This window comes from Streptomyces albidus (ex Kaewkla and Franco 2022), from assembly GCF_013870515.1.
GTDB classification, from domain to species: domain Bacteria; phylum Actinomycetota; class Actinomycetes; order Streptomycetales; family Streptomycetaceae; genus Streptomyces; species Streptomyces albidus.
Window position 1 is genome coordinate 25096 of the sequence record NZ_JACBXA010000030.1, and the last position, 15225, is coordinate 40320.

The window sequence follows — 15225 nt, forward strand, 5'->3', positions numbered from 1 at the left end:
GGTCCACCAGCGGAGGAGGCCCGCCTGACGCCGACCCCGGTTGCACGGCCACCCCGGGCAGTGCCAACGTGCGGCTTCCCATTCCCTCGTCAAGGCTAGGTTGCGCGCGTGGAGTCAGGTCCTGAGCAAACCCCGGGCCGAACTGGTGATCACCCGGGGCGACTTCGCTTCGCCGTACTCGGTCCGGTCCGAGTCTGGTGCTGCGACCGGCAGTTGCCTGCCTTCCCGCCTCAACAGCGCGCCCTGCTGGCCGTGTTGCTGCTGCGCAGGGGCCGGGAGGCGAGAGCCCCCGAGCTCATCCATGCCCTTTGGGGCGACGAGCCGCCGAACACGGCACTGTCCGCCCTGAGGACCTACGCCTCCCGAATACGCAAGTCCTTCGGTCCTCACGCGAATGAGGCGCTGGTCAGCGTGTCCGGAAACTACGCGATCCGGGTCGAGGACGGTGCCCTCGACCTCGACCTCGCCGAGGACCACGCCGCCAGAGCCGAGGAGGCGAAACGCAGTCGCGAGTACGACACAGCTCGTCAACTGCTGGACGCCGCCCTGGACTTGTGGGGAGGCGAATCTCTGGCCGGAGTGCCCGGCCCGTACGTCCAGGGGCAGCGAACGAGGTTTGAGGAGTGGCGCCTTCAACTGATCGAGTCGCGACTGGAGCTGGACCTGAACGTCGGTCGCCATGCCGCAGCGGTCTCCGAACTCACGGCCCTCGTCGCCGCCCACCCGCTGCGTGAGCGTCTCCGAGGCCTGCTGATGCTCGCGTTGTACCGCAGCGGACGTCAGGCTGAAGCCCTCGCCGTCCACTCGGACACCCGGCACCTGTTCGCGCAGGAGCTGGGCGTCGCCCCCTCCCCTCGGTTCGCCGAGCTGCATCAGAGGATCCTGGCCTCCGACACGGCGCTGGCGGCACCGGAGGCCCGTGCGGGCAGCCACACCGTCACGCTGCCCAGCCCCGCACAACTGCCGGCAGACGTCGAGGACTTCACCGGCAGAGCCGGCGTCGCGCGCGAACTGCTCGAGAGGCTCACCACGGACACCGGCGGAGTCACCGTCGTCGCCGGCGCAGGCGGCGTGGGCAAGACCACGTCGACGGTGCACGCTGCGCACGCGGCACGCGACCACTTTCCGGACGGTCAGCTCTACATCGACCTCCAGGGAGGCCGTTCGGGGAGCCTGGAGCCGTGCGCGGTACTCGGCTCGTTCCTGCGGGCGCTGGGCACACCCGACTCAGGCATCCCGGAATCCACAGCCGAGAGGGCCGCGCTCTACCGTTCACTGCTTCACGGGCGTCGCGTAGTGGTCGTACTCGACAACGCTCGCGACGCGGCGCAGGTGAGGCCGCTGCTCCCCGGCGCCAAGGGCTGCGCCACACTGATCAACAGCCGCAGACGCATGGTCGAACCGGCAGGGGCACATCTGGTGGATCTGGACGTGATGGACCCCCAGGAGGCACTCGAACTCTTCACCAAGATCGTCGGAGAGCCGAGAGCGACGCTGGAACCCGGTGCCGCGCTGGAGGTCGTCACAACGTGCGGCTTCCTCCCCCTCGCGATACGCATCGCCGGCCGCCGGCTGGCCACCCGCCCGACCTGGACCGTGTCCCAACTCGCCTTGAGAGTCGCCGACAAGAGGCAGCTGCTGGACGAACTGAGGGCGGACGACCTCGCCGTCGCAGCGACCTTCGAGCTCAGCTACAGCCAGCTCGACCCTCAACAGGCCCGCGCCTTCAGGCTCTTGGGACTCAGCGACATCCCCGACGTCTCACTCCACGCCGCCGCGGCCATGCTGGATCTCGACACGCGCCGGGCGGAGACACTGCTGGAGTCCCTGGTCGACGTCTCGCTGCTGGACGCGCAAGAGCTGGGACGCTACCGCTACCACGACCTGGTCCGGCTCTACGCCCGCTCCCGGGCAGAGAGCGGCGAAGAGCCGCCCGCACAGCGTGAGGCCGCGCTCACGAGGCTCCTCGACTTCTACCTGGCGACCGTCGCTCACGTCTACGCCTGGGAACGGCCAGGCCAGAGCCTGCCGGTGGAGCACACCGGGCAAGCCGGAATGACCTTCCGCAATCGCGCGGAGGCAGCGGAATGGAAGGCGGAGGAACTGCACTGTCTCCTGGCATGCATCTCTCAACTCACCGCGGACACTCAGCTTCGCAAGGCAGCCGATCTGCTGAGGTTCCTCTCCGATCTGGCCGACGACGGCTCCCACTCCCGCCAGTTCGAGCAGGCAGGCAGCGTCCTGCTGGAGGCGTCACGGACCGCTGGCGACGTGCATGCGCAAGGCAGAGTCGAAGTCACCCTCACCTGGATCGACATGATGCAGGGCCGCTTCAACGAGGCGGAGGTGCACGCCCGGACCGCCGAGCAACTCGGCACCGAAGCCGAGGACTCGTCCACGGTGGCGACGTCCCGCAACGACCTGGGCATCATCAGCACTCAGCACCAGCAGTACGAGGAAGCCGAGGCGTACTTCCACCGGGCACTCGACGGCTTCCGGGCCAACGGCAACGAACCCGCGGAGGCGAGCGCACTGTGCAACCTCTCCCGCATGCACCTGGCCACCGGCCGGTACGAGCAAGCCACCGACCTCGCCGAGCGGGGCGTCGCGATCTACCGCCGGACCGGTGCCTCCCTGCGTCTGGGCAACGCCCTCTACCAACTGGGAATGGCCCTGACGTACTCCGGAAGCTGGAAGAGAGCCGAAGGCCTCTTCGCCGACGCGCATGCCATCTTTCAGGACTGTCGCCATCAGTTCTGGTCAGCGATGACGCACTACCGCCTGGCCGAGCTGCATCTGAAGGCACACGACCCCGACGAGGCCGCGCACCAAGCGGAACGGGCCCTCTCCCTCCGCAACAACTACGGAGGACTGTGGTGCGCCAAGATCCTCACCGTGCTGGGACAAGCGCTCACCGCACTCGGACAGAACAGCCGCGGGCGAGCCTGCTGGGAAGAAGCCCTGCCCCTCTTCCAGCAGCTCGGTGCCGCTGACGCTGAACAGTTGCGAGCGCTGCTGGCTGCTCGCGATACCGAGGCTCCAGCGCAGGGGCGCCCCGGAAGCTGAGCTGAAGCACCGGGCCAGAGGGGGAGACGGCTGTCGTTCACTGCCGAGGGTCAAGCAGACCCCCTTGCGTCGCCACCACCCGTCCCCATGAAAAAGACCGGGTCAGGCACATGATCACCGAAAGGCGTCGTAGCGCGACCGAGGTCGAGACGGGCACTTTGCACCACTTTCGGCCGTGCGCGTAGCTGCCCGCCGTGTTGCACTGACCAAGTGAAACGTATGCACTCATCGGCGTCGCACCCGCTTGCTGGGCAGTCCGGCAAAGCGGCCTCCGGGACCGAGCAGGCCCAGCGGGCAGAGCAGCAGCGCCGCAGGGTCCGGCTGATGATCGAGATCACCGCTCGCGCAGGCGCGTACCGGAAAGGGCTGGTGACGGCAGTCCGCCGGCTCAGCCCGGACGAAGCGGTGATCCTCGCTGATCTGGAGCGGAACGGACTGCAGGTGCCGCAGTTGCACGACGTGCTGTGCGGAGGCCATGTGCTGGTGGACGACCCGGAGCTGTACGAGTCCTGGCGCTCCGCCAAGGGCAGCGTGGAACGATTGTCCAGCCATCACCACGACATCGACAAGACGAAGTATCCCGACATCGGGATGCGTGGTGTGGTGGTGCGGGAGAAGTTGCACGGGCGTACGGCTCAGGGCACGTGGGTGCAGCTCGAGAAGACGCCTGCTGCTTTCGGCAAGCGCAAGCTCCCGAGCATGAACGACATCCGCCATCTCATGGACTACGTGGTGTACCGGATCACCCGCAGCAATGTGGGTCCGTGGGGTCTGTCGCGGATGACCGAGCGGCGTCCGATGTATCTGTCGCCGGTCCTGGCGGTACCGACGTCGTTGACCGGCCCGGTTGCTCGGTCCCTGACGCAGGCGCTGCGCCGGATCGAGGCGGATGACGATGTGACCTCGATGTCCCAGGACTTGGCGGCCCGGTTCCCTCCCCCGGACCGGGAGGATCTGGCCGGCGAGCTGGGCCGGGCGTTGTCCGGGAGAGCCGGGCGGGGGCTGTTCGGCAATTCCGACGTGTGGGTCACTCAGACACCGTCGAGCAGTGCTTCCGCGGTTCTCGGGGAGAGCCCCGGGGCTGCGGGTGGCGCCTGGCCGGAAGGAAGAGCGGCATGAGCAACGCAAAGGGCAGCAAGCCGTCGCCTCAGTCGCCGGAGACGGGTGACGCCTCGGTCCCGGACGGCCTGGTCTCGGCCGTACTGAATCTGGTGGAGACCGGACCGGTACTGCTCGGTGCGTACACCATCGCCGAACTGACCGCCGTGGACGCCATCGTGGACTTCCTCGAAGCCCGGCCCTCGGATGAGGTGCTGGCTGAGGCCGTGCGCTCGCTGGCGGCGCGGCAGCTGCTGTTGGCGGGTTCCGAGGGCGGGCAGGTGCAGGTGCGGGGAGACCTGGGTATCGCGGTCGCGTTCCAGCGGCGGTCGCGGAGCGTGCTGGACGCCCGTGTGACGGGTACGGGCGTGGGGGAGCCGTGGCGGATCTTGCTGCTGCCCCAGCCGGAGCGGGTCTGCCTGATGGTGAGCATCGACGCGCTGGGCGTTCACCAGATCGGCCTGTACAAGCTCGAAGAAGCACTCCGCATGCTGGCCGACTGGCTGCCGACCGGATCGTCGGCGGATTCCGGCCCGGGGGCGAACATGGACGACGTGCTGGACGGTTCCGAGCGTTCCGCGCTGGTGACGGTCACCCGCTACACGGCGCGGGGATCGGCTGAAGTCGCGGGTGACAGCACTGACTTGGTCCTTGCGCGCAAGGACGGGCGGTTGCATCTCTTCACCCGGGATCCGCAGGCACGGGAGAACCTGGTGCCGGGCGAGGCCAGCGGCAAGGAAGGCGTGCGCGACAGGTTGGTCGACCTGCTGGCGTAAGGGCCGGCCCGTCCGGAGCCCCAGCCGGGTCAATTGTGCCGAGGCTCCCGGAGTCTGCGCTTGAACTGCCGTCCCTGTGACCACAGTTGAAGCTCCCGAAGGTGGGGGCCCGGACCGCTGTCACAGGGACGAGAGGCGCTTGGTGCTGTCAGCAGCCGTTGAGGACCGAGGAGAGGGCGCTCTTCTCGGCGGAGTCGACGGAGAGCCCGTAGTGGTGTTTCACCTGGACCCAGGCGCGGGCGTAGGTGCAGTGGTAGCCGGAGACGGAGGGCCACCACGTGGCGGGGTCCTGATCGCCCTTGGACTGGTTGACGTTGTCGGTGACAGCCAGGAGCTGGGGGCGGGTGAGGTCGTTGGCGAGGTCCTGCCGCTTGGCGGTGGACCAGTTGTAGGCGCCGGAATCCCATGCCTCGGCCAGGGGGATGAGGTGGTCGATGTCGACGTCGGAGGGTGCGCTCCAGGTGGCGCCGTCGTAGGGGGAGAACCAACTGCCGCTGGTGGCCGCACAGGCGGAGTCCGTGGCCACCCCTGAGCCGTCGCGCTTGAGGATGGTCTCGCGGGTGTCGCAGTTGCCGCTGATGTTGATCCAGTGGGGGAAGAGATCGCGGCTGTAGCCGTCGCGGGAGTGTTCGGTCGTGACGGTCATGGAGGAGAGGTACGAGCGGGCTGTCGAGGCGGCGATGGGAGTGGGCAGGGCGGCTTGCGCGGGGGTGATGCCGAGGACGGTGACCGCGGCGGTGCCGGCGGCTATGAGAGCGGTGAGGATGCCGTTGCGTCTGTGGGGGGTGCGCATGGTGTTGGCTCCCAGGGTGGGTTATTGGGGGGAGGTGCGTGCTTATCGTGATGGCGGGGGATCTATGCGGATAGACCTCTGGCGGTGAAATTCTTGTGACAACCCGTCAATGCGAGGGAGATGGGTGCCCGTTCCGCAGGGCGGTCCGGCGCGACCGGCCCCGGAGAGACGACAGAGCGCCGGCCCTCGGGGCTGCTGGGCCAAGTGGTGCGTGGGGGTGGTGGGTTAACCTCGGGTGACGGTCAACTCGTTGAGGAGCGTGGGGAGATGGCAGACGGCAGCGTGGCTGACGGTGAGGCTGCGGGTGAGCATCGGCGCGACGTTCCGCTGTTCGTCAGTCGTGATGCCCCTCGCATCGTCAGCGATGTGCCGCATTCGGCCCGGATGTGGGACTACTGGCTCGGCGGCAAGGACCACTACGAGGTGGACCGGCGGGCGGGTGAGACCGCCCGTGAGGCCTACCCTGGCATCGTCGACATCGCCCGCACGAGTCGGGCGTTGCTGAACCGTGTGGTGCGGTACTTGGTCGCCGAGGCCGGCATCCGCCAGTTCCTCGACATCGGTACGGGTCTGCCGACCGCCGAGAACACGCATGAGATCGCTCAGCGTGCCGCCCCGGAGTGCCGCATCGTCTACGTGGACAACGACCCGCTGGTCCTGACGCATGCCCGCACACTGCTGGCCAGCGCCCCGGAAGGGGCGACGGATTACCTGCATGCGGACGTGAACGAGCCCGAGGCGATCCTGAAGGGCGCCGGGCGGACACTGGACCTGTCCCGGCCGGTGGGGCTGATCATGTTCGGCATCGTGGGACACATATCCGAGCACGCAGATGCGCTCTCGATCGTGCGGAGTCTGACGGAAGGCCTGGCCCCGGGCAGCCACCTCGCCCTGTACACCGGCACCGACGGTGACCCCGCCCTGGTCGAGGCGGAGCGGCGCGTGGGGGAGCACGGTGGTGTTCCTTACCGGCTCTTGAGTCCGGGTCAGGTCCGGGAGGTCTTCTCGGGTCTGGAGTTGCTCGAGCCGGGTGTGGTGCCTGGGCCGCGTTGGCGTCCTGAGGGGGCCCCGGCCGATTCGGCGGCGGACATCGCATCTCTTTGCGGTATGGCGCATAAGCCGTAGTGCTGGTTGTTGCTGCCGTGTGCGGCGCCGGGAGCGGGGGGTTGAGGTGTCGGGTGGTGAGTCCGGGAGTCCTGGTTCGCGGCCTGGGGGGTTTCGGCGTGCCGACCTGATCGTCGTCATCACGTGCTGCCTCGGACTGCTGGCCCTTCTCGGTGGTGGGGCCAGCCTCCTCGTCCATCATGTGATCAAGGGGCCGGAGTTCCCGTACGGGGTGGGTTTCTCGACGAAGGGCGAGTCGTGCGGGAGCGGTTCGGATTCTTCGGTCAGGGGCCTGGTCCTCGACCGCGGCACGGGTGAACTCCTCTACTGCGGCGTCGTACCCGGCCTGAGCGGCACTCCGGCCGGCAAGGGCGGAGGATTCACCGGTGACGAAACCGCCCGGGTGATCAGCCTCGCCAAGTCCCGCGCGGCCGAGGGTGGTTTGAGTGAAGACGACGAGAGCGCTGTGACGCAGCTGGCGACGGACATCGGCCGGAGTCACGGCTATGCCCCGCCGCCGCTTGCCGAGCGTCTTACGGGTTCGGCCGGCCCGTACGGCATCGGTGTGGGTCTGGTGCTGCTCGTCGGTCTCGCCGTCTGGGGGCACAGCACGGGGTACATGGACCGTCCGTAGCGGGCAGGAGCCGGACCTCGCGGCTCCTGCCTCACTTCATGCGGGTGTGTCAGTGGCGGAGTCGGGTGGTGGCGGTGCCGCCGTTGTTGGCTTCCTGGCCGCGCTTGTCGAGCATGGTGGCGAGGTCTTTGACGAGTTCTTCGTCGAAGGCGCCCTTTCGTACCCCGCGGAGCTGGACCCAGGACAGGGCGGTGCCCACACGCATCTGGACGACCGCGCCTGGCTCACCCTTGAAGCCGATGACACCCAGCCGGGCGTCACTGCGTTCTTCGGTGTCGAGCTTGATTTTCGACGCGTGGGGGGCCATGGACTTGCTGTGGAGTTTCCACATCGCGTCGTAGGCGGCTCCGGCGGCCTGCTGGCTGTTGTAGGCGACGAGGGAGAAGCTGACGGAGGAACTCTTGTTCTTCTGAAGGAAGTTGGAGGCGCTGTAGAAGCGGGCGCCTTTGCAGCTGTCGGTCGCTCCTTCGCACACACCGCCTTGGCGGATGCCCTTCATCGGCAGTGCGGAGGGCTTGGTCGTCATCCGCCAGCCGTGCATGGCCTCCTGGTCGGGCACGACGGACTGCGCCTGTTTCCTGGACAGCGCTTCGGGCTCACCGTCACTCCCGGCTTCGCCGCTGGTGCCGCATCCGGCCAGCAGCACGACTGTCGCGCCGGCTGCCAGCAGTCGTCCGTTACCGCGTCCCATGATCCAACCCCGTCCTCCGGTCTCGGCCTCTGATCATAGGAGCCCCGCCCCCGTCTGCTCCATGAATGCAGGATCCGGGATCGGTGTTCGGGCGACGACTTCCGCCTCCTTGACTCTTGTTCTGCCTGCACCTGCTGGGAGTTGCCGTGGGCCACCTGCGCTCCGGCGTCATCCCGCGACGAGATCGAGTCCCGGTTCGCGGGCGGGTTCGCCGAGGTCATTGCAGGGTGGACGGTGTCCGTCAGCAAGGCCGGTGCCGCACGGGTGTGGCATGCTGATGAAGTCGAGAGGCGCTGCGACGGACCAGGTCCGCCACGCTCGACACCTCCCCCTGCATCGGCAAGGGCGCCCCCGAGTCGATGGAGGCGTCATGACCGTGGTGGGTCGCGTCGTTGCGCTGTGGCGGTACCCGGTGAAATCCATGGCAGGCGAAGAGCTGGACAGCGTCGAGGTCTCGTGGCACGGCCTCGTCGGTGATCGCCGGTGGGCGTTCATCCGCGACGGGCAGCAGCGCAGCGGCTTTCCGTGGCTGACGATCCGGCATCAGCCTGAACTGGCCCACTACCGGCCCCACTTCACCGAACCGAACCGGCCCAACGCCTCCCCGACGCTGGTACGTACGCCCTCTGGCCGCGAGTTCGACGTGGCAGCCCCCGCACTCGCTGCCGAGCTCGGGCCGGGTGTGCGCGTCATCAAGCAGGACCGCGGAGTCTTCGACACGATGCCCCTGTCGCTGCTGACCACGCAGACCCTGGCCGGCCTCGGCCGGCTGGTCGGCACCGCCCTGGAAGCCCCACGGTTCCGGCCCAACCTCCTCGTTGAGGCATCCGGAAGTGACTTCCCCGAGGATGCCTGGGTCGGCCGCGTACTGCGCATCAGCGGGCTGCGGATGCGAGTGGACGCACGCGACAAACGCTGCGCTGTGGTGACCACGGACCCGCGAACACTGCGCCGGAACCCGGCGATCCTGCGCGCCATCACGCGGGAGCGCGACGCCCGACTCGGTGTCTACGGCTCCACCGTGCAACCGGGCCGAGTCGCGGTAGGCGACCCGGTCGAACTCGAACCGTGACCTCCCCCGAGTACGCCAGCCGCCTCTTCGACGCTCAGTGGATGGTTCGCCGGCGGCAGGGCGCTCACTGTGCCGGAGGTCGCCTTCGATTGCCAACGCGTGTGCAGCGGCAGGGGGTTGAGTGAGCGGGCCGACGACTGATGACACGACTGGTCCACGCTTGGCCGCCGGGCTCGAAGCGGTCCGCAGCGGCGCCCAGGGTTGCGCAAGGATTTCGCCCTCGAGCAACACCGGCGCCGCGCCCCGAGCCCCGTCAGCATGAACGCCATGCTCACCCAGGCCGAAGCCGCCCCGGCATGGTCCTCGAAGCCGCCCCCTACGCCCGACGCGGGCCAGGGCGAAGTACCCGTTGGGCGACTGCCGCGACGGAGGAACGCTGCGCTCAGGGACGGCGCCGACCATGACGGCGTCGTCCAGGACGCGGTCGTGGTCCACAACTCAGCTGAACCTGCGCCGGTAGGTCTGCGGGCTGACGCCGGTGGTGCGTTTGAAACGGTCACGGAAGGTGGTGGGTGAGCCGAAACCGACCTGGGCGCCGATGCGTTCGACGGAGTGCTCCGTGGTCTCCAGCAGGTGCTGGGCCTGGCGGATGCGGGCTCGATGGAGCCACTGCAGCGGGGTGGTGCCGGTCTGTTCGCGGAAGCGGCGGATCAGTGTCCGGGTGCTGGTCCCGGACTGCGTGGCGATGTCAGCGAGGGTGAGGTCGCGGCTCAGGTTGTCCCGCAGCCATGTGAGCAGAGCGTCGAGTTCGGACCCCTGCGGAGTGGGAGCGTGGTCGTAGACGATGAACTGCGCCTGGCCGCCCTCCCGTTCGAGAGGCATCACGGACAGCCGGGCGGCATCGGCGGCGACGGCCGAGCCGTAGTCACGGCGGATCATGTGGAGGCACAGGTCCATGCCTGCGGCAGCGCCGGCCGAGGTGAGGAACTGACCGTTGTCGACGTAGAGGACGTTCGGGTCGACGTCTACGTCCGGGTGGGTGGCGGCCAGCAGTCCTGCCACAAGCCAGTGGGTGGTTGCCCGCAGACCGTCGAGGAGGCCAGTGGCGGCCAGCGGGAAGGTGCCCGTGCAGATGGAGGCGATCCGCGTGCCGTCGGCGGCGGCCGACCGCAGCGCGTCGCGTACCCGGGGAGACAGCGGCGCCGCGGGGTCAGCGACACCCGGCACGATGATCGTGTCCGCGTCCCCCAGCCCCTCCAGGCCCCAGGGAGCACGCAGGGTGAAAGTCCCAGCATCGACCTCCTCGCGCTCGGCGCACACACGGACCTGGTAGGCGGTTCGCCCGTCGGGCAGACGGGTCCGGGTGAAGACCTCGACCGGCGTGGACAGGTCGAACGGGATCACCTGATCCAGCGCGAGAACGGCGACTGTGTGCATGGCAGGAAGATACCCCTTCAACGATTGGATGACTCGGGGCGAATGTCCGGGGAACGCCATGCCACAGCAGCTATGAGCCCTCACCAAAGCGTTGGCGTTATCCCGTTGAAAGGTGTCACTCACGCCACTGGGCGAAGGGTTCGACCGCGGGTTGACTTGGAACATCCGACAGAGATCGACATCCGAAGGAACACGCATGCACATCCAAGTCGTGCTGTTCGACGGCTTCGACCCGCTCGATGTCATCGCCCCCTACGAGGTGCTGTACGCCGGCGGCATCGCGTCGAAGGGAGCAGTGAGCGTGGAACTGGTTTCCGCGGAGGGCCCCCGCGAGGTGATCAGCGGCACCGGAGGGCTGGCCCTGCGCTCCACCGCCGCCCTCGACCCGGAGCGGGCGGACCTCGTCCTGGTGCCCGGTGCGTCCGGCCGAGTCGGGGAACCCGGTGAGGTTCCGGAGGGGGACATCGGCGCCGGCGGGTGGAAACAGGACGAGTTCGTTCCCGTGCTCCTGGGCCGCACGCTGTCCACCGAACTGCCCGCGCTGCTGAAGCAGGCGATGGATGCCCCGGAGGTGACGGTCGCCACCGTCTGCGGCGGCTCGCTCGTCCTGGCCATGGCCGGTCTGCTGGAGGGGCGACACGCCACAACCCACCACCTGGGCCTGGACATGCTGGATGCCACAGGTGCCCGGACCGTCCGTGCCCGGGTCGTCGACGACGGCGACCTGGTCACCGGCGCCGGGGTCACCTCAGGGCTCGATCTGGGGCTGTACCTGCTGGAGCGCGAGGTCGGCCCCCGCATTGCGCACGCCGTCGAAGAGCTGTTCGCCCATGAACGGCGCGGCACTGTCTGGGGCGCCCGGGGCCCGGTTCCCGCCGCGCTCTGAACACCCGGCCGCGCGCTCGCCGACCGTCCGCCCATCATCCGTACTGCACAGTCAGGAAGCACATCAGCATGTCAGTTGAAGGCACCTGGGACCTGGCCATCGCCACCCCCATCGGGAGGATGAAGGCCGTGATGGAACTCCGCCGGCGGGACGGCGTCCTGACCGGGACCGCCCGCGGGGCCGACGAGGAGGTGCCGCTGCACGAGGTCGCCCTCGACGGCGGGCGGCTCACCTGGAAGCAGAGCATCACCAAGCCCCTGCGGCTGAACCTGGCCTTCGATGTGACAGTCGACGGGGACACGCTGAAGGGCACCTCCAAGGCCGGCAGACTTCCCGCCTCGAAGGTCACCGGCGAGCGTCAGACCGCCCCGGAGCACCGGTCGTGACCAAGCTCTTCCTGTCCTTGCACGTCCTTGCCGCCATTGTGGCCGTCGGCCCGGTCACCGTCGCTGCGAGCATGTTCCCCGCTACCTTGCGCCGAGGCCTCGGCGACTCCGGCGACGGCGATGCCCTGACGACCCTGCGGACACTGCACCGCATCTGCCGGGTCTACGCGGGCATCGGCATCGCGGTTCCTCTTTTCGGCTTCGCCACCGCCAGCAGTCTCGGCGTCCTCGGGGACGCCTGGCTGATCGTCTCGATCCTGCTGACCGCGGCGGCAGCCGGTGTCCTGGCCCTGCTGATCCTGCCCGCTCAAGACCGTGCTCTCACCGTGGCGGGTACCACCGGCTCGACGCCGTCGACACCGAGCCGTCTCGCCATGCTCACCGGCATCTTCAACCTGCTCTGGGCCACGGTCACCGTCCTGATGATCATCCGTCCGGGCTCCACCACGGGGGTATGACCGTGCACCTGCGGATTCTGCGCCATCTACGGATCGCGGCTCATGCGGAACTCATCTCGCTGATCGTGCTGCTGGCCAACCTCTTCACCGTCCACGTCCAGCCCGTCTCGTCCCTGATGGGGCCCACCCACGGCTGTGCCTACCTGTTCGTCGTGTGCGCGACCTGGCGCCTCAAACAGGCCACGCCCACCACCAAGCTCCTGGCTCTCGTCCCGGGTGCCGGTGGGCTGCTCGCGCTGCGGCAGCTCGCCCGCGTCGGGACGGTCCGGCCCCACCTTGAAGAGGTCATCCCGTCATGAACTGCGTGTCGCCGATTCCATGAACCGAGCGCGCCGCGTCGTCAACCAGCTGGAGGCGGCACGCTGTTGTCGTGTCCAGGGGCCGGGCGGAACGCGTCACTCACCCATCAAGTGGGGGTGGCGCATGGGCGCCCGTGGGGCGCTTTCGAGCGGTGCCCCTCGCCGGAGACAGCCGCTCTCCGTTCCGGGACCGAGACTGCGATCTCGGTCCCGGAACTGCCCTTCTCATGCCCGGCTAGGTCGCAAGCCGACTATGCGGCCTTCTTGAATCTGTCGAGGGCGCCGTGGGGGTTGAGTACGTACTTGCGGCTGGCGCCCTTGTCGAACTCGGCGTAGCCGCGCGGGGCGTCATCCAGGGAGATCACCTGGGCGTTGACGGCCTTCGCGATCTGGACGCGGTCGTGGAGGATCGCCATGGCCAGCTGCCGGTGGTACTTCATCACCGGGCATTGACCCGTGGTGAAGCTGTGGCTCTTTGCCCAGCCGAGGCCGAGGCGCAGCTTGATCGCCCCGGATTGGGCGTCGTTGTCGACGCCGCCGGGGTCCTCGGTGACGTACAGGCCGGGGATGCCGAGGGAGGCTCCCGCTCTGGCCACCGTCATCAGGGAGTTCAGGACCGTGGCGGGCGCCTCACCCCCGTCCTTGCCGTGGCCCTTCGCCTCGAAGCCGACGGCGTCGATGGCCGCGTCGACCTCGGGCTCGCCGATGATCTGCTCGATCTGGTCCTGCGGGGGGCCGCGGGTGAGGTCGACCGTCTCGCAGCCGAAGCTGCGCGCCTGTGCGAGGCGTTCCGAATTGAGATCGCCGACGATGACGACTGCGGCGCCCAGCAGTTGGGCCGATGCCGCTGTGGCGAGACCGACCGGGCCCGCTCCGGCGATGTAGACGGTGCTGCCCGGACCGACCCCGGCGCTGACACAGCCGTGGTAGCCGGTGGGGAAGATGTCCGAAAGCATCGTCAGGTCAAGGAGCTTCTCGAGGGCCTGGTCGCGGTCGCGGAAGCGCAGGAGGTTGAAGTCCGCGTACGGGACCATGACGTACTCCGCCTGGCCGCCGACCCAGCCGCCCATGTCCACGTAGCCGTATGCCGATCCGGGACGGGCCGGGTTCACGTTGAGGCAGATTCCCGTCTTGCGCTCCTTGCAGTTGCGGCAGCGTCCGCAGGCGATGTTGAAGGGGACGGAGACGATGTCGCCTTCCTTGATGAACTCGACGTCCGGGCCCGTCTCGACCACTTCACCCGTTATCTCGTGACCCAGCACGAGATCGGAGGGAGCGGTCGTGCGGCCACGGACCATGTGCTGGTCGCTGCCGCAGATATTGCTGGCGAGGACCTTGAGGATCACTCCGTGCCGGCAATGTCGGCCGACGTTGCCGGGGTCCACTCCGGGACCGTCGTGCAAGTCCAAGTCGGGATAGTCGATCGATTGCACTTCGACGACGCCGGGTTCGATGTAGGCCACGGCCTTGTTTCCACTCATGAAACTGTCCCTCCGGCCAGACGTATGGGGCACCCCCTTCGAGGAAGTTTGAGGGGGTTTGGGGTGTTCGGCCAGTCCGGACCGGGGGGAAGGCTTGCCACCTGCAGGGATGGCTGTCGGTGCCCGGGCCTGTACGGGGCCGGCCAGAATCGGGGCACCACGGGGTGGCCCGTCCGGCGGTGCGATCTGGGGCGCAGCCTCTTGCCGCATCGTCGACACTGCGGGGAAGTGTCAGGGCCCGGACCTGACGTGCATCCGCTCGCCCTGTGGCCCGAACAGCGCCAGCATCTCGGTGGGATGGTCGCCCTGGTTGGCGATGACGTGCGGGGTGTGGGTGTCGAACTCGACGACCTCGCCCGGTTTGAGGTCGAGGTGCCGGTGGCCGAGGACGAGGTGCAACCGGCCGGAGAGGACGTAGATCCACTCGTAGCCCTCGTGGACCTTCGGCTCGTACGGCTTCGGCGGGTCGTGCGGCGGAATGATCACCTTGAACGCCTGCAGGCCGCCCGGCCGCCGGGTCAGCGGGATGTACGTGCGGCCGTGCCGTTTGATCGGCTTGGCCCGTACCCGCGGATCGCCCGTCTCCGGTGCGTCGACCAGCTCGTCGAGCGGCACCTGATGGGCCCGGGCCAGCGGCAGGAGCAGCTCCAGCGTCGGCTTGCGCTGCCCTGACTCCAGCCGGGACAACGTGCTGACCGAGATGCCGGTGCTCTTCGCCAGCCCTGCCAGGGTCGCGCCCCGTTCCACTCGCAACGCGCGCAACCGCGGGCCCACCCCGTCGAGGACGTCATCGAACTCAGCCATTCCCGCAGTTTGCCAGACCAGCAAAGAAGTTTGCCAATCCTGAGGGGGTGGTCGCACGCTGACACGCATGGACATCAAAGAGTCGTACGACGTGGTCGTCGTCGGCGGCGGAGCGGCCGGCCTGAGCGCCGCGCTGGTGCTGGGGCGGTCCCGGCGCTCGGTGCTGGTGATCGATGCCGGACAGCCCCGCAACGCCTCTGCCGGCCACATGCACAACTATCTGGGCAGGGAGGGTGCGAGGCCCGCCGAGCTGCTGGCCATCGGCCGCGAGGAGGTCGGCCGATACGGCGTCGAGGTGCG

At 68.5% G+C, this 15225-nt stretch carries 16 protein-coding genes; 11 read left to right on the forward strand and 5 right to left on the reverse strand.

The features are described from left to right. The first annotated feature begins 108 nt into the window (after positions 1–108). From H5J26_RS07930 to H5J26_RS07940, 3 genes are all read left to right on the forward strand, one after another. Positions 109–3066, forward strand: coding sequence for a BTAD domain-containing putative transcriptional regulator (locus tag H5J26_RS07930; RefSeq protein ID WP_181765012.1), 2958 nt, complete (start codon positions 109–111; stop codon positions 3064–3066). Positions 3067–3276: 210 nt separating this feature from the next. Beyond that, entirely contained in the window at positions 3277–4185 is a 909-nt protein-coding gene (locus tag H5J26_RS07935) for a hypothetical protein (RefSeq protein WP_181765013.1), read from the forward strand. Then, positions 4182–4940 (forward strand): hypothetical protein, encoded by a 759-nt coding sequence (locus H5J26_RS07940; RefSeq protein ID WP_181765014.1) that lies wholly within the window; start codon positions 4182–4184, stop codon positions 4938–4940. Before H5J26_RS07935 ends, H5J26_RS07940 begins: the two co-directional genes overlap by 4 nt. A 148-nt stretch (positions 4941–5088) precedes the next feature. On the opposite strand, the gene H5J26_RS07945 is transcribed toward H5J26_RS07940, so the two are convergent. Further along, a complete protein-coding gene (locus H5J26_RS07945) occupies positions 5089–5733 on the reverse strand; it encodes an HNH endonuclease family protein (RefSeq protein WP_181765015.1) in 645 nt (214 codons plus the stop codon). 267 nt (positions 5734–6000) lie between these two features. Between H5J26_RS07945 and H5J26_RS07950 the strand changes: the two genes are divergently transcribed. Together H5J26_RS07950 and H5J26_RS07955 are read left to right on the forward strand one after the other, a co-directional pair. Continuing rightward, positions 6001–6858 (forward strand): SAM-dependent methyltransferase, encoded by an 858-nt coding sequence (locus H5J26_RS07950; protein WP_181765016.1) that lies wholly within the window; start codon positions 6001–6003, stop codon positions 6856–6858. A gap of 181 nt (positions 6859–7039) precedes the next feature. Beyond that, complete coding sequence (locus H5J26_RS07955; protein WP_181765017.1) at positions 7040–7471, forward strand: hypothetical protein; 432 nt, start codon at positions 7040–7042, stop codon at positions 7469–7471. A 49-nt stretch (positions 7472–7520) separates the two neighbouring features. Here H5J26_RS07955 and H5J26_RS07960 read toward each other — a convergent pair whose 3' ends face one another. Next, positions 7521–8162 (reverse strand): hypothetical protein, encoded by a 642-nt coding sequence (locus H5J26_RS07960; protein WP_181765018.1) that lies wholly within the window; start codon positions 8160–8162, stop codon positions 7521–7523. Positions 8163–8532: 370 nt separating this feature from the next. Here H5J26_RS07960 and H5J26_RS07965 point away from each other — a divergent pair, with 370 nt between their 5' ends. Continuing rightward, a complete protein-coding gene (locus H5J26_RS07965; protein WP_181765019.1) occupies positions 8533–9234 on the forward strand; it encodes an MOSC domain-containing protein in 702 nt (233 codons plus the stop codon). Positions 9235–9672: 438 nt separating this feature from the next. Here H5J26_RS07965 and H5J26_RS07970 read toward each other — a convergent pair whose 3' ends face one another. Then, positions 9673–10611 carry a GlxA family transcriptional regulator gene (locus tag H5J26_RS07970; RefSeq protein WP_181765020.1) on the reverse strand — a complete coding sequence of 313 codons (939 nt, stop codon included), beginning with the start codon at positions 10609–10611 and terminating at the stop codon, positions 9673–9675. 196 nt (positions 10612–10807) lie between these two features. Between H5J26_RS07970 and H5J26_RS07975 the strand changes: the two genes are divergently transcribed. The 4 genes from H5J26_RS07975 (at position 10808) to H5J26_RS07990 (ending at position 12640) form a co-directional block, all read left to right on the forward strand. Further along, positions 10808–11497, forward strand: coding sequence for a DJ-1/PfpI family protein (locus H5J26_RS07975; protein ID WP_181765021.1), 690 nt, complete (start codon positions 10808–10810; stop codon positions 11495–11497). 68 nt (positions 11498–11565) lie between these two features. Further along, positions 11566–11883, forward strand: a complete 318-nt coding sequence (locus H5J26_RS07980) for a hypothetical protein (protein WP_181765022.1) — start codon at positions 11566–11568, stop codon at positions 11881–11883. Continuing rightward, a complete protein-coding gene (locus tag H5J26_RS07985; RefSeq protein WP_181765023.1) occupies positions 11880–12341 on the forward strand; it encodes a hypothetical protein in 462 nt (153 codons plus the stop codon). The genes H5J26_RS07980 and H5J26_RS07985 overlap by 4 nt, the downstream gene beginning before the upstream one ends. Next, positions 12338–12640 (forward strand): DUF3817 domain-containing protein, encoded by a 303-nt coding sequence (locus tag H5J26_RS07990; RefSeq protein WP_181765024.1) that lies wholly within the window; start codon positions 12338–12340, stop codon positions 12638–12640. Before H5J26_RS07985 ends, H5J26_RS07990 begins: the two co-directional genes overlap by 4 nt. 251 nt (positions 12641–12891) lie before the next feature. Here H5J26_RS07990 and fdhA read toward each other — a convergent pair whose 3' ends face one another. Then, a complete protein-coding gene (gene fdhA, locus H5J26_RS07995; protein ID WP_181765025.1) occupies positions 12892–14121 on the reverse strand; it encodes a formaldehyde dehydrogenase, glutathione-independent in 1230 nt (409 codons plus the stop codon). Between the two features lie 231 nt (positions 14122–14352). After that, a complete protein-coding gene (locus H5J26_RS08000; protein WP_181765026.1) occupies positions 14353–14925 on the reverse strand; it encodes a helix-turn-helix domain-containing protein in 573 nt (190 codons plus the stop codon). A 67-nt stretch (positions 14926–14992) separates the two neighbouring features. Here H5J26_RS08000 and H5J26_RS08005 point away from each other — a divergent pair. Beyond that, the coding region (locus tag H5J26_RS08005; RefSeq protein ID WP_210771108.1) for an FAD-dependent oxidoreductase at positions 14993–15225 on the forward strand (233 nt) is incomplete at its 3' end.

What these genes read in the sequence shown, in the direction of transcription:
- H5J26_RS07990 (WP_181765024.1), top strand. Translation starts at nt 12,338, where the DNA reads ATGACCGTGCACCTGCGGATTCTGCGCCATCTACGGATCGCGGCTCAT.
- H5J26_RS07970 (WP_181765020.1), bottom strand. Translation starts at nt 10,611, where the DNA reads ATGCACACAGTCGCCGTTCTCGCGCTGGATCAGGTGATCCCGTTCGAC.
- H5J26_RS07965 (WP_181765019.1), top strand. Translation starts at nt 8,533, where the DNA reads ATGACCGTGGTGGGTCGCGTCGTTGCGCTGTGGCGGTACCCGGTGAAA.
- H5J26_RS07945 (WP_181765015.1), bottom strand. Translation starts at nt 5,733, where the DNA reads ATGCGCACCCCCCACAGACGCAACGGCATCCTCACCGCTCTCATAGCC.
- H5J26_RS07975 (WP_181765021.1), top strand. Translation starts at nt 10,808, where the DNA reads ATGCACATCCAAGTCGTGCTGTTCGACGGCTTCGACCCGCTCGATGTC.
- H5J26_RS07950 (WP_181765016.1), top strand. Translation starts at nt 6,001, where the DNA reads ATGGCAGACGGCAGCGTGGCTGACGGTGAGGCTGCGGGTGAGCATCGG.
- H5J26_RS07980 (WP_181765022.1), top strand. Translation starts at nt 11,566, where the DNA reads ATGTCAGTTGAAGGCACCTGGGACCTGGCCATCGCCACCCCCATCGGG.
- H5J26_RS08000 (WP_181765026.1), bottom strand. Translation starts at nt 14,925, where the DNA reads ATGGCTGAGTTCGATGACGTCCTCGACGGGGTGGGCCCGCGGTTGCGC.
- H5J26_RS07940 (WP_181765014.1), top strand. Translation starts at nt 4,182, where the DNA reads ATGAGCAACGCAAAGGGCAGCAAGCCGTCGCCTCAGTCGCCGGAGACG.
- fdhA (WP_181765025.1), bottom strand. Translation starts at nt 14,121, where the DNA reads ATGAGTGGAAACAAGGCCGTGGCCTACATCGAACCCGGCGTCGTCGAA.
- H5J26_RS07960 (WP_181765018.1), bottom strand. Translation starts at nt 8,162, where the DNA reads ATGGGACGCGGTAACGGACGACTGCTGGCAGCCGGCGCGACAGTCGTG.